Genomic DNA, 14,055 nt, shown 5'->3' with positions numbered 1-14,055 from the left:
TCGAAGCCGTTCTCGTCGTGTGCGGCGATGCCAAGCAGGACGCCAACTGGGTGCAAGGCGAACTCTCCGCGCATCTCAACCGCGAAAACATCGACATCAAGAACAGCCCGGTCACCCCGGAGCAGCTCGGTGGGCTGATCAGCCGTGTGCTCGACGACACCATCAACGGTAAGGCCGCCAAACAGGTCTTCGCCGCCCTGTGGAACAACGACGGTCAGAACGCCGACGAGATCATCGACGCCCAGGGGCTCAAGCAGGTCACCGATACCGGCGCCATCGAAGCGATGATCGACCAGGTCATCGCCGACAACCCGGTCCAGGTCGCCCAGTACCGCGAAGCGGACGAAGCCAAGCGCGGCAAGATGATCGGCTACTTCGTCGGTCAGGTGATGAAAGCCTCTCGCGGCACCGCCAACCCACAGCAAGTCAACGGCGTGCTCAAGCAGAAGCTGGACGAGGCCTGAGTCGGTATCGTCTGACAGCCCTGCCCCAACGCAAAAGCCCATGGCCAAGGCCATGGGCTTTTGTTGGTTAGCGACACCGACGTACTAAGCCGCCTCAAAGCGCACCCGCTGTCGCAAGGCCAGCGCGAACCGCTCGCGACCCTCTTTGGCCAGGCTCATGGGCGGAATCTTCAGCATGCCCTCGCCGGCACTCTCTTTGCGGTAGTAGAGCAGACACTCGCGCGGAGTCGCTTCGACGCGCAACAACGGGTCGAGCGCAAGGCTAGTACGGGGACGGATCATCGCCGTACAGAAGCACTGAAACCAAAGCGTCAGTTGGCACGGCGAATAAAACCGCCACCAATTTGAACATTATGCTCTTCTTGCCACGCTTGAGATTGCCGCACCGCCTCGTCGATTTGGGCTTGGGTCATTTGATCCGCAATACGCTGCTTGCCCTTTGCGCCTGCAGTTCCCATCAGGTCATAGTATTTATACGCCTGAACCAAATCAACATCGGTCCCATCACCCGTCTCGTAGACCCCCGCTAACGCGCGAAACCCGATTCTATTTCGTTTTTCAAATTTATTAAAAACCGCTTTCTTCAACCAAGAGAAAGATACCTCTTTATCTTCCGGAACCTTATCTCCCTTATCATACATATAAGATAGCTCGCCTGCTGATACTCGATCGCCGGCGTTACCAGCTTCGCTAAGCCAAAACACCCCCTGATCGACATCATAAGAAACCAGCTCGTCCCATTTTTCACCTACGTAAGCTAAGCCGAGCATCCTCTGTGAAAGAATGTATCCTTTTTCTGCTGACTGAGTCGCTAGCTCTCGTGACTTTTCAATATTTTTTTCTACACATACCCCGTGATAATACATAGTCGCCAAAGCGTGTTGGGCATCGGCCACGCCTGCTTCGGAGGATGACGTCAAAAGAGACACTGCTTTTTCACAGTTTTGCTCCACATGAAACTCATCGTCACCATTCAAATTCAGCATACCTAACATATATTCTTTTTTTGCAACATTACCCGTCGAAACATTTTTCACTTCATCTTCTGAAAGCTGATCAAAAGCCTCATTTAAGCTCGCCCCAGTGGGATCTTGATACAAAACATCTGCCTCAACGAGGCTGCTTAAAAACATCAGAAAAACTGAAAAAACTATCTTTTTCACGCCTTCACCCCCTGATTAGGAAACAATCAAACAATCCTCATTGAAAAAGGTTTCAGATTTGTAATCACGAAAACTGCTCGCATTAATTTCGACACTAAAACCCACCAAATCTGTTAGTACATTTTTTTCTAACTATCCGGACCCGCTCGTCTCGTAAAGATCATCTCCCAATGTAAAACTTGGCGCTTCAACCCCACTCTCGCCGGGGAGCGAACCTCGATCATCGCGCAAGTCAAGAAACTCCTCATCAGCTTCTTTACAATATGAAAAGCTGAGTATTAAACTCTGCCTCTTCCCGCTAGGGTAAAGCTGAATATTGACATCCATCTTGTTAAGCTTTGGAAGCTTAAGCTTAAAACTGACTACCACCAACCTGCTAGCACGCTCTACTTCCTCCTCTAAACCTTCGGAGTCAATCTCACTCCCCGACTTTATATATTCTGTCGTATTAGGAAGCACTGGCTTCCAAAACAAGTCTACCACCACCCCCTGAAACACCATCTCCAAAGAACTTTGTTCTGAGGCCAAGTCCTCAAATGGCAAAATCTGCATATCCTCTTGTTCCGATGGCTTGCCAAATATGCTGCGGTTTACCCACATCTGGACAGCGGGAGAAACCATCGTCACGAAGAACCACCCTAACAGCAGTGCCAGGATGCCGAAGAAGACACTGACCACCAGGCCGATGCCGGTGCTGGCGCCGATCATGATGATGCCGGACAAGACCCCAAAGCCGCCAAGGATCAGGGCGTGCTGGGCATCCAGACTTCTACCTGTCTTGGTGGCCTCTGCACTTTCTGTCAGTTTGTTCATGCCGTCCCAGATCGAGACGAGCCCACCCACGACGCCCATGACATGCCCCGCGTATGTCCAGCCTCGACCACCGATGACGCCACCTTCAAAAGAGAAATGCCCAGGCTCGCCGCGCGAATGCGCTTATACCCCTCGATGGCGCCCATGGCGATACTGGCGATGCCAATGCCAGTACTCAGTATCTTGCTCCAATCTGCCTCGGCTTTATGCTCGACAATGGCGTCGGCGAGCCACACCGATATTAAATCAAACCGCACGAGAAGATAGGCTCATCGTGACGAAACACATAGTTAGCAAGAACCAAGAACCAAGAACCAAGAACCAAGAACCAAGAACAGGCTAATTTGAAGCGAAAAAAAGCCCACGACGGCTACCGCGGGCTTCGCTCAATGACTTGTATCGTGAAAAGACATCCTAGGCATTGCTAAGTACGCCTAAAGTTATTCCACCCGACGAATAGAACCGCCACCAATTTGAACATTATGATCCTCTTGCCATTCTTGTGACTGGCGAAGGGCTTCATCAATTTGATGTTGAGTCATTTCATCGGCAAGGCGTTGTTTCCCTTCCACACCGGCAGACCCGCTAAGATCGTAATACTTATATGCTTGCACTAGGTCTTTATCAGTACCAACACCTTTTTCATAGAACTCCGCCAACGTTAAAAACTGTACAAACCGAGAGTTACCATATTTAGCTGAAGCAGCCTTCTTCTTCCATTCAAAAGATTTTTTTTCATCGTGCAGCACACCATCGCCACCATAAATCACAGAGAGATTGGCAGCTGAAAGTTGATCACCATTTATCGCAGCCTTTTCAAACCAAAAAACAGATTTCTCGATATCTCTATCAAATACACTCTGCAACACATCACCTTTGTAAGCAAGCCCAAGGGTTCTTTGCGATTTTATGTGGCCATTTTCCCCGGAGTTCAAGACATAGCTTCGAACCTTGGCAGGGTCTTTATCTACACCCAACCCTTTGTAATACATCGTTGAAAGTGCGTATCCAGCATCAAAAACATCATCGCACCAAGCACGATGTAACAAGGAAAAAGCTTTTTCATAATCAGGCTGAACCCCCCAAGCCGCATCCCCACTCAAGTATATCATCCCCATCATATATTCAGCCGATGGCAACCCCTCTTCAACTTGTCTTTCAAGCTCGACCCTACTGGTTTTTGAATAAGCAGCATTCAAGCCATCGCCAGTTGGGTCGGGAAACAGAACCTCACCGACAGCAGTTAGCGGAACAAACAACAAAAACATAAGAAAGAAGAAATGTTTTTTAAACACTATCGATCTCCATTCTAAAAACATCGTGGACATTCGCCCCGGCAGTACGATAGGAATTAAAACTCACATCCAGAACAACTTCATCAGCAAGAAGTTCTCTAGCAAAAACTCTACTCACCTCCAAGGAGTAACCCTTTTCACTAGATGTAATAACAGGACGCCCATCACCCCCCTCTTCGAAATCAATATCAGCGGCCTCTCTATCTACCACCGGGGCTCTAAAATCGGCAAGCTTAACGACCTTATGACTATACAACTCTCTATTACCATCAGCGCAAAAAAGAGAAAACGCAACCTCGAACCTACTCAACCGAGGAAAGCTTAACGCCAACTCTACTTCTCTTTCTACACTAGGCCCTGGCCCAGGATGACTCACCTCTCTCCAAGACAGCTGCACCAACACCCCCTCAAATACCATCTCCAAAGAACTTTGCTCCGAAGCCAAGTCCTCAAATGGCAGGATCTGCATATCCTCTTGTTCCGATGGCTTGCCAAATATGCTGCGGTTTACCCACATCTGGACAGCGGGAGAGACCATCGTCACGAAGAACCATCCTAACAGCAGCGCAAGGATACCGAAGAAGACACTGACCACCAGGCCGATGCCGGTGCTGGCGCCGATCATGATGATCGAGATGATGCCCGACACGACCCCAAAACCGCCAAGGATCAGGGCGTGCTGGGCATCCAGACTTCTACCTGTCTTGGTGGCCTCTGCACTTTCTGTCAGTTTGTTCATACCGTCCCAGACCGAGACGAGCCCCCCACGACGTCCATGGCACTACTGGCGATGCCAATGCCAGTATTCGGCATTTTGCTTTAGTCTGCCTCAGCTTTATGCTCGACAATGGCGTCGGCGCCCCACGTCAATATTAAATCAAATCGTACAATTGGCTAGGCTCATCGCGACGAAATACATAGCTACCAAGAACCAAGAACCAAGAACCAAGAACCAAGAACCAAGAACCAAGAACCAAGAACCAAGAACCAAGAACAGGCTAATTTGAAGCAAAAAAAAGCCCACGGCGGCTACCGTGGGCTTCGCTCAATGACTTGTATCGTGAAGAGACATTCTACGCATTGCGCAGCACGCCTAAAATTATTCCACCCGACGAATAAAACCGCCACCCACCTGAACATTGTGGTCTTCTTGCCATGCTTGAGATTCGCGCACCGCCTCGTCAATTTGGTCCTGCGTCATTTCTTGTGCGATGCGCCGCTTACCTTCTGCACCCGCTGAACCACTAAGATCATAATACTTGTAGGCTTGAACCAAATCCACTTCTACTCCTTTGCCGTGTTCGTAACATTTAGCCATAGCCATAAAGCCAAGCCCATTCCCATTATTATACTTGGAAGAAGTAGCTTTTTTTAGCCATTCAAAATATTTAACTTCGCTCTTCGCTACCTTCTCACCATCATAATACATCCCAGCGAGACGAGCTGACGACTCTCTATCACCTGCATCACCTGCTTCACCGAGCCAGAACACGCCTTTATCAACGTCATAAGAATAGAGTCCGTCCCATTTTTCGCCCAAATAAGCCTGACCTAACATTCTTTGAGCAAGGATATATCCATCTCGTGCAGCTTGAGCAGCCAAACTTCGAGACTCATCGATATTTTTTTCCTCACAAACCCCATTATAGTACATTGTCGCCAACGTATATCCGGCATCAGTGATGCCTGCAGCTAAAGCCTCACGCAGCGAGGAAACGGCTTTCTGGCAATTTTTTTCTACGCCGAATTCCGAAGCACCGTTAACATAAAAAAGCCCCAGAAGAAACTTTCCTTTAGCAGAGCCCGAGAAAGAAACATCTTTCACATCTTCTTCTGAAAGCCTGGCAATCGCTGAATTGAGATCATCACCAGTTGGATCCTGATACAAAATTCTGGCCTGAGCGTTAGCAGAAAAAATAATGACAAAAAGCAATAGTAAAAACTTCATTGCGGAGACTCCATCTCGCTCCCTTAACGCAAAAGCCCATGGCCATCGGCTTTTGTTGGTTAGCGACACCGACGTACTAAGCCGCGTCAAAGGGCACCCGCTGCCGCAAGGCCAGAGCGCACTGTTCGCGATCCTCTTTAGCCAGGCTCTTGAGCGGTATCTTGAGCCTGCCCTCGCCGGCACCGTCTTTGCGATAGTAAAGCATGCACTCGCGAGCAGTCGCTTCGACACGTATCAACTGGTCAAGCGCGAGGGTCGTACGCGGGCGGGCCATCGCCAGCTTGACCGAGACATGCTCGTTCGTAAGCCGGACGACCGGGTTGAACTGGAACCAGAGTCCGGCCCCGATCAATGCGCAAGCGATGAAGATGGGTACCCCCGGGAAAATCGGCGAACTGGGGATCGCCAAAAGCGACGCAAGCAATAACCCACCCCCGCCGCAAAGCGCGATAAGCGAAGATACCCTGGCATAGAAAGCCTGATCTAGTTTCTCTTGGACTGGCATGGAAATCATCCTTCTGCGTTGCACAGCTGAGTGATAGCTTATGTCTCATGGCCTTGCGCCAGCTCTAAAATCAAAGCGTCAGTTGGCACGACGAATAAAACCACCACCAATTCGAACATTATGCTCTTCTTGCCACGCTTGAGATTGCCGCACCGCCTCGTCGATTTGGTCTTGGGTCATTTGATCCGCAATACGCTGCTTGTCCTCAACTCCAGCAGAGCCGCTCAAATCGTAATATTTGTATGCCTTAGTAAGATTCACATCGGTACCCTTACCGGTTTCATAACAATTAGCCAATGCTGGAAAACCAGCTATATTTCTTTCCTCGAATTTGGTAAAGACAGCCTTTTTCAACCATTCGAAGTATTTTTTTTCGCTTTTGGGCACACCATCACCACTATCATACATTCCCGCCAAGTGTGCTGCGGCCTTCATATCGCCAGCGTTGCCTGCCTCACTTAGCCAAAATATGCCTTCTTCTATATTATAGGGGTAGAGTTCCTCCCAATCTGCACCCACATAGGCCATGCCCAACATGCGCTGCGCAAGGATATAACCTTCTTGCGCCGCTTGAGTTGCTAGCTCTCTTGCCATATCAACATTTTCTTCCGTGCAAACACCATGGTAATACATGGTGGCCAAAGCATGACCAGCATCGACAACATCCCCTTCCCAGGCATCCGTTAATAACTCAAATGCTTTTTGGCAATTCTGCTCGACATGAAATTCTTCGTCGCCGTTCAGATAAAGAAGGCCTAATAAGTATTGTTTTTCGCTGACACGTGGAGGCGAAAGGTTTTTAACTTGCTCCTCAGAAAGGGCATCGAACGCGGCATTGAGCTCCTTGCCAGTCGGGTCTTGAAATAGTATTTCCGCAAGAGCAACGCTGCTATGCAGAAACAATAATACTACAAGAATCAAGCGCTTCATACAAACTCCTCCCACTTGTTGTCTGGAACTTAAATTCTCATAGCCAAAAGGTCCTGATTGAACGACTGGCTATCCGTGGAATTGAAATAGATCGTGAGCGCAACTATTTGAGTCAATAGGTTTTTCGCATACACATGCGACCAGTCTGCTACGTAGGAGTTATCTTTTAGCTTGAATGTTGGAGGCTCTTCCAATTCGCTGCCAGGAAGTGACCCGCGATTAGATACAGCGGTTAACACTTCATCATCACTGTCTTTTTGGTAGGTCCAGCCGACAATCGCGTCTGGGCTATTTTTCGGTGTAAGCTTAAGCACCAATTCGATCCCATCTAACTTTGGCACTCTAACCTTCAAGTTAATTCGCACTAAATCGCTAACACGCTCTTCTTCTGCTTCACGCGCCTCTGAATCGACACTCACGCCTAAGACGCCGCTATTTTCAGTCGTGAAGTATTTTGATGGATCAGGCGCTACCGCTTCCCACGACAAATCCACCAAAACCCCTTGAAACACCATCTCCAAGGAGCTCTGCTCCGAGGCTAAGTCCTCAAATGGCAGAATCTGCATATCTTCTTGCTCCGATGGCTTGCCAAATATGCTGCGGTTTATCCACATTTGAACAGCGGGAGAGACCATCGTCACGAAGAACCACCCTAACAGCAGCGCCAGGATACCGAAGAAGACACTGACCACCAGGCCGATGCCGGTGCTGGCGCCGATCATGATGATCGAGATGATGCCCGACACGACCCCAAAACCGCCAAGGATCAGGGCGTGCTGGGCATCCAGACTTCTACCTGTCTTGGTGGCCTCTGCACTTTCTGTCAGTTTGTTCATACCGTCCCAGACCGAGACGAGCCCACCCACGACGCCCATGACATGCCCCGCGTAGGTCCAGGCTCGACCGCCGATGACGCCACCTTCAAAGGAAAGGCCCAGGCTCGCCGCACGAATGCGCTTATACCCTTCGATGCCGCCCATGGCACTACTGGCGATGCCAACGCCAGTACTCAGTATCTTGCTCCAGTCTGCCCCATCCTCGTCGTCGATGAAGTCATCGGCTTCCAGCGTCGAGACGAGGTTCCAAAGCACTAGGCACATGCCGGCAACTTGACCATACCCTTTATAGGCGGTTACCAGGGTATTGCCCAAACTCGTAGCGTTACTGCCGAGATCACTTTGACGCTTCTGGTCATCCTCCAGCGTGTAGTGTTCGAGCAAGTTCGATTCATCGCTGTCGTCTTGAGCACCCAGTACTGCCGCGATCTCTTCTGGTAATGAAATACGTACCCGGCGCTCGCGGTCGGCCAAGGGAGCGGAGAAGTTACCCACCGTCCCATCCAAGGATTTCAAGGCTCGGCTGGTATCGACACCCCGCTCATTGGACGGTTCGCTCGCTCGTGACATTGCCCGCAACAGCTGGTAAAGATCCGATAGCTTTACCTCGACCTCGACCAGTTCAGGCACCAGTTTGTCGCCGGTTTGTACATCAGGGTCCGCCATGAAAGAGAGTTGGTGGTACTGAACGAATCGTTGGAGGGGGCTTTTCATGTCCCCCACCGCCAGCCCCGCCGTCTCATACAATGCCAGAGAGGCAATAGCGTTACCGATCGTCATCGCCACGAGGTTCTGTATTGGCTCAAATCGATTACGGATCTGATCGCGGGTCGGCCGTCGACCATCAGGCATTCGACTTCGCTGCTGGCTCTCGGCGACCCGCTCCCCCCACTCTCTCAGGGTTTCTCGCCTCAAGCGCGCCCCCACCGGTAGCGACCCCACTACCGATTGCGCTGCAGAAACAAGTTCCGCGTTGTTGGCGAACATGGCCGCCATGATGAGCGATCCCTCTGAATCCAGCGCCTCCGCCAGGGTTTTCCAGACACTGCCACTGGCAGGTGACAGAATACCGCCGCGAAGTGCGTTGCCGATCAGCCCACTCAGTCCCAGGCCCATCCAGTAGTCAGTCTGGCTATAGCGCGCTATCGCCCGGTCGAGGTGCTTGAGCACCCATAGCGCGTAATCACTGTCGTGAACGCTCAGCAGCGCCTGGCAAATCGCATTCCGGTCTTGGTAGTCTGAATAGAACTCATCGAGTGCTTTTGAGTCATAGAGATCGTCGAGCTGACTGGCATGCCGTTCCGCGGCGCTTTCAGCTTCGGTTTTCACGTTTTCCAACTGAAATTGCTTAGCTCGGATCTGATCGTCCAGCGGCCCAATCTTACGCCGCTCCTCAATGCCTCGAGCCGCCGAATCTCTGCCTTGTGCGCGATACGCTTCAGCCTGTTGCCGTAGCCGTTCATCGTGGTCGGCATTCACGGCTTCCAGCTCTTCGATTTCACCGCGAAGCTGACGCCTCTGTTCACGGCAGGCTTCCTCCTGCGCCTGACGCTCCTGCAAGAAAGCATCCCGGTCCGCCTCAGCATCCTTGACGGCCTGCGTCAGTTGACCGGCCCGACGCTGACGCATGGCTCGCTCTCTGGCAGTCAGCTCGTCGCTTTCACCTTCCGACAAAAGCTCGTCTCGCTCGGTCTTTGCCGCCTCGATGGCGTCTTCCTTCTCCTTCTCCTGACTCGCGAGATAGTTCTTTGCGAAATTCTTTTTCAAGGCATCGATTGCCTGCTTGCAGAGCAGCTTTCTTCGGTTGGTTTCACTCTCGCTGACAAACGCTTCGGCCTCGGCTAAGGCTTGGTGGCGATAGGCATTCAATTCTTCGATGATTCCGACTTCATCATTGACCGCGAGAATGAACCCCTTGCCCTGATATTCACTGGCCGCGTGATCAAGTCGACGCTTCATCGCCTCTCTGAGTTCATCCGGCTCGAAAAGAGGTCGCGTTGGCCCGCTGCGCCAAAACTGCTCGTCCAGATTCTCTGCCCCCGCACTGTATTCGGCGACCGACTCCAGCTCGTCTATGTCAAAGGCGAATGGCTGCTGCTGCCCTCCTACCCACGCCGGAATATTCACTTTCTGCATGTGGGCGTCACGCCAAGCCGCGTTTTCCCCAATCATGTGAACGTGAGCCTCGGGCCAGGGATGTTCGCTGAACGCGTAGTAGAGCGTGCCTGAATCCTCTGGGAAGGGTAGCGTGACGACCGATGCATCCAGAACGTCGCCGCTCTTTGTCTGACAGCTCTCGGGGAACTCGATATCATCTAACGCGGGTGGCTGCAGAACGGGAAACTGATAATACTTGCCGTCACTGGTGATTGCGTAAGCGTACCAATACTTCTGGTTGGGGCTGTCCTGGTCGTAAAGGTAGAGATACCCCTGACGCAACTGGCGCAGAATGTACTTGTTGACCTGACTGTCAGTGCTTTGTGAGAGTGCTTCCTTGACCTCATCAGATACGTGTCTGCCCTGCTCTTCGCCATTGACGAGGGTCTTGTCGAGCATGATGTCAGTGAACTCGTGAACCCTTTCCTCGGCGAGCTCGGGGATTTGACTGTTGCGATCGTCTCTTTGGCACACTGCGTAGCGTACGGGCAAAATGGGTAAGCCTTTCCGCTCACAGAATGAGCAACTATTGGCTTCCACCCCTCCTGCTGCACCATTCGAGGCGTGATCGTTGGTATTCGATGCTGCGACCATGCTAGGCATCCTCCCTATTGTCTGAAATGGCTGCCCATTCGTCATCGGAGAGCTGATTCGTCAAACCGACATAGCTCAAACGCCCGCCTAGCCGCGAAAACAGAGTTTGCATTCTGGGATGACGGTAAAAAGCGGCATGGGTCGTTAAGCCGTGTAGAACGAATGCGGCGATATCCTGCTGCTGGCTAATGCCTAGGTTATTGGCCGCCACGATAAGCGCATCAACGACGTGAGGTTGAGCCGCCTGTATCCCGTCCGCTCCCGGCAGTGTTCGGTAGAGCTCGCGGCATCGATTGACCTGCCCGATTCGCCGAATCCCGCTCCACTGCTCGGAAGTGAGTTTCAGCCGGCCAAGCCCCCGCTTGTCCCCATGCGGTTCGAGGCACCGAACTTGGCGCGCGGAGTCGATGAATATCCAGTAATCGACTGGGCCCAACAACATAGACAGTTGCCAGGGGTATAAAAGGCGCGGCAGATGTTCGAGGACTCTGGGATCATAGAAACGCAGCAGCGCGGGACTTCCGTCCGGCGTTGTCTGCGCCAACTGTCTTCCAAGATATGAGGCGACACGGGTGCGAGCCTGTTGAGTCACTAGCCAGCCGCAAAATGGCACCGGATTGAGTAAGGAAGGCGAACGCTTTGAAACCTCCGCCGCGAACTGGTTTGGCGCACTTGAGTGACCCGCTTTTGCGGCTGGGTAGAGATAGAGACGCTCCGAGGGCTTTTGAGCTAGGAAGCGGTTCTTGACCAACCCTGCTGTTTTCTGTTCTTCCAAGCTTAACGTGCGTTCAGCCGCATTGGTTGGGTCAATCAACTGATACAGCCACCCTTCCCTTGCGGCTTGCTCGGTTTGTGAGATGAAAGCCGCCTCATCGAGTACCCGCACCGTCAACTTTCCACCGTACCGTCGCCGCCACTGGAAGCCGACCGACTCCGCTGAGCGCAGACCACATCTTCCCCCTCCGGCAACTCAGGTGGTGCAACATTCAAGCTCGCCGGGCCACCGAAGCTATGCTGGGCGCCTTTCACGTCGATCTTGCCCGGGCCGTGAACGTCGATATTGCCGCCTTCAATGCGGATATAACCGCCGCCACTGGTAAGCAAGATGCCGTTGGCGGCGTTGATCTCCACGCGCCCTTCCGTTGAGGTGATCTTGACGTCCTTCTGTGCCGTCAATTCCATGTCGTCACTCTGCGCCTGGATCTGCACCTTGCCCTTAGCAGCGAAGAGCTTCATTCCCGCACGGTAGACGAACAGCGAGAGCTTTTCGGAGATCGACGCGACAAGGCTCTTGCCGGTGGCGATGTTGACATCCTCACCACTCGCCACGCTCAGCGACCGACCCTGCGCCAAATGGGTCGATTCCGGCGTGCTCATCGTGATGCCCGCCGGCGAGGCCATGTGCAGCCACGGCGCTTTCATGCGGGCGGATTCGCCCCGCCCGCCGCTGTCGCTGGCGCCGGCGGCGTTACTTTGATCGCCATCCGCGAGCTGCTCACTGGTGCCGTAGGTGTCGTCGGCGTCGTCTCCGGCCTGCTTGAGGTTCTCGCGGCTGTCGAGGGCGTCGGCGTTGTGATCCGCCGCACTCTGGCTGAGCGTGTCGGCGAGCTGGTAGGCGCTATCGAGCTGCTGTCTGGCCGGGGTGAGGTCGAGTTGATCGCCGCTGGCACCGAGCTGGCCCCAGCTGGTGAGGTAGAGCCCCTGATTGGCGCGGATGGCGCCGTAGGCGTCGGTGCGTAGCTCGAATCCGGTGCCACGGAAGGCACCGCGGGTGTTGCCGGTCTGATGGATCAGGTAGCCGAGGTTGAGCTGGCTCTTCTCGGCTTCGGAGTTGAGCCGCACGCGCTCCTGATCGGTGGCGTCGTCGAAGACGAGTTCGTTGTATTTGCTGCCGCGGTAGGTCTTGCTCTTGAACCCGGAGAGCAGGCCGTGGCTGTGCCACTCGGGCGTCTGCTCGCCGTTGTAGACCCGTCCGGTGATCAGCGGGCGGTCGGCGTCGCCCTCGAGGAAGTCGACCAGCACTTCCTGGCCGATACGGGGCACGAACACGCCACCCCAGCCGGCACCGGCGTTGGGCTGGGAGACCCGCAGCCAGACGCTGGCGTTTTCGTCCTGCTGACCCTGACGGTCCCAGTGGAACTGCACGCGCACACGGTTGAGGTGATCGGTGTGGATCTCTTCGTTGGCGGGGCCGACGACGGTGGCGGTCTGCGGCCCGCCGATGACGGGCCGGTGGTGGGCCAGCGGGTGGCGGTAGGGTTGCGTTCGCCGCTGGGCCTCGAGGTCGACGAGGAAGTGGCCGGTGCCGCCGGTGGCATAATCCGACAGACGCTCGCCGGTGGGGTCGGCGGTCTCACCTTCCAATCCGTGCGCCTTTTTGGCGGCGTCGATCTGGGGCTGCAGGCTGCCGGGCAGGGTCTGCAGCTGGGCGGAAACGGGCAGCGCGTTCTCGGCGTGTACGGTCACGCCGAGCAGCAGGAACTGGCGTTCTGACTCTCTGCTTCCACTGCGGCCCCCGGAGTCATGCAGCGGGTGCTGGGTGAGCTCGAACCAGCGACCGACCTGAAGCTGACGCGCGCCGCCGGCACCGCGGAAGCGCTTGGCACGGGACTCGTGGGACTCGAGCCGGTTCTCGGTGAGGCGCTCACCGCGATCGTAACCGTAGTAGTAGTACTCGCCGGCGTAGTCGTAGACCTCGGTGTCCGGCAGGTTGCCCTGATCGCTGAGGGTGTCGAGCCCGGTCCGCTTGGTGAGTGAAGGCTGCTTGTAGTCGAAGGTGCCGACGCTGACGCGAGTGGGCTGCTGGGTGCGCACGCCGCCCCAGTGGTTGAGCGCGTCTTCGGTCTCGGTGGCATCCTGGCGGTGGAAGCGGATCGCCTGAGGCGCGACCGGCTGAGCGGTATCGACATCGTCGGTGATGACGAGACGGTGGCCATCGAATGTGTCGCGCTCTTGAGCGTCGTCAGCGTCGCTCGAGGCGTATTCGAAGTAGTACCAGAGGCCCTCTTCCTCCATCAGTCGGCTGACGAAGTTGAGATCGCTTTCCCGGTACTGCACGCAGTAACTGCGCGCGGGATAGTCGCGGCGCAGCTCGAAGCGGTAGCGCCCCCGCGCCAGCTCGACGTCGTCGAAGACCTGGGTCAGCACGTCGACGACGCTGCGGTCCTGAAAGATACGACTGTTACGCCCCAGCGCGAGCAACTGGAGCCACGGCACCAGGGTGAGCTGGTAGTAGGCGACGCCGCCATCTTCGCCCAGAAGCGCGGCCTCGCTGACCAGCCCGTGCAGGCGACGGTAGCTGCCGTCGGCCTGCAGAATCGACAGGGTCGCCGGCTGCGCCATCAGCGTCT

At 54.2% G+C, this 14,055-nt stretch carries 11 protein-coding genes and 1 pseudogene; 1 reads left to right on the top strand and 11 read right to left on the bottom strand.

The genetic code is table 11. The features are described 5' to 3' along the window. Positions 1-464, top strand: a pseudogene (gene gatB, locus DOM41_RS17300) (Asp-tRNA(Asn)/Glu-tRNA(Gln) amidotransferase subunit GatB); the annotation flags it as partial. Positions 465-548: 84 nt separating this feature from the next. Here gatB and DOM41_RS17620 read toward each other — a convergent pair. The 11 genes from DOM41_RS17620 to DOM41_RS17250 form a co-directional block, all read right to left on the bottom strand. Then, positions 549-746 carry a hypothetical protein gene (locus DOM41_RS17620; protein ID WP_157956985.1) on the bottom strand — a complete coding sequence of 66 codons (198 nt, stop codon included), beginning with the start codon at positions 744-746 and terminating at the stop codon, positions 549-551. Between the two features lie 29 nt (positions 747-775). Next, entirely contained in the window at positions 776-1,627 is an 852-nt protein-coding gene (locus tag DOM41_RS17295) for a tetratricopeptide repeat protein (RefSeq protein WP_157956984.1), read from the bottom strand. 132 nt (positions 1,628-1,759) lie between these two features. Then, positions 1,760-2,440 carry a hypothetical protein gene (locus tag DOM41_RS17290; RefSeq protein ID WP_157956983.1) on the bottom strand — a complete coding sequence of 227 codons (681 nt, stop codon included), beginning with the start codon at positions 2,438-2,440 and terminating at the stop codon, positions 1,760-1,762. 440 nt (positions 2,441-2,880) lie between these two features. Beyond that, positions 2,881-3,735 carry a tetratricopeptide repeat protein gene (locus tag DOM41_RS17285; RefSeq protein WP_188112433.1) on the bottom strand — a complete coding sequence of 285 codons (855 nt, stop codon included), beginning with the start codon at positions 3,733-3,735 and terminating at the stop codon, positions 2,881-2,883. Beyond that, on the bottom strand, positions 3,728-4,474 hold the full coding sequence (locus tag DOM41_RS17280) for a hypothetical protein (RefSeq protein WP_110688088.1): 747 nt from the start codon (positions 4,472-4,474) through the stop codon (positions 3,728-3,730). Before DOM41_RS17280 ends, DOM41_RS17285 begins: the two co-directional genes overlap by 8 nt. A gap of 360 nt (positions 4,475-4,834) precedes the next feature. Then, positions 4,835-5,683, bottom strand: coding sequence for a tetratricopeptide repeat protein (locus tag DOM41_RS17275; RefSeq protein WP_110688087.1), 849 nt, complete (start codon positions 5,681-5,683; stop codon positions 4,835-4,837). Positions 5,684-5,759: 76 nt separating this feature from the next. Further along, positions 5,760-6,188 carry a hypothetical protein gene (locus DOM41_RS17270; RefSeq protein WP_110688086.1) on the bottom strand — a complete coding sequence of 143 codons (429 nt, stop codon included), beginning with the start codon at positions 6,186-6,188 and terminating at the stop codon, positions 5,760-5,762. Between the two features lie 78 nt (positions 6,189-6,266). Beyond that, positions 6,267-7,118, bottom strand: coding sequence for a tetratricopeptide repeat protein (locus DOM41_RS17265; protein WP_110688085.1), 852 nt, complete (start codon positions 7,116-7,118; stop codon positions 6,267-6,269). Between the two features lie 29 nt (positions 7,119-7,147). Beyond that, positions 7,148-10,705, bottom strand: a complete 3,558-nt coding sequence (locus DOM41_RS17260; protein WP_110688084.1) for a T6SS effector BTH_I2691 family protein — start codon at positions 10,703-10,705, stop codon at positions 7,148-7,150. 1 nt (position 10,706) lies between these two features. After that, the gene (locus DOM41_RS17255) at positions 10,707-11,591 is read right to left on the bottom strand and encodes a DUF4123 domain-containing protein (protein WP_157956982.1); all 885 of its coding nucleotides are present in this window, start codon (positions 11,589-11,591) and stop codon (positions 10,707-10,709) included. Positions 11,592-11,593: 2 nt separating this feature from the next. After that, positions 11,594-14,055: type VI secretion system Vgr family protein (locus DOM41_RS17250; RefSeq protein ID WP_110688082.1), on the bottom strand; the 2,462-nt coding region annotated here is incomplete at its 5' end.

Origin of the sequence: Salinicola aestuarinus, assembly GCF_003206645.1 — a bacterium.
GTDB classification, from domain to species: domain Bacteria; phylum Pseudomonadota; class Gammaproteobacteria; order Pseudomonadales; family Halomonadaceae; genus Salinicola; species Salinicola aestuarinus.
Note: the sequence above shows the minus strand (reverse complement) of the source record. Positions and strands in the feature narration are given on the sequence as shown.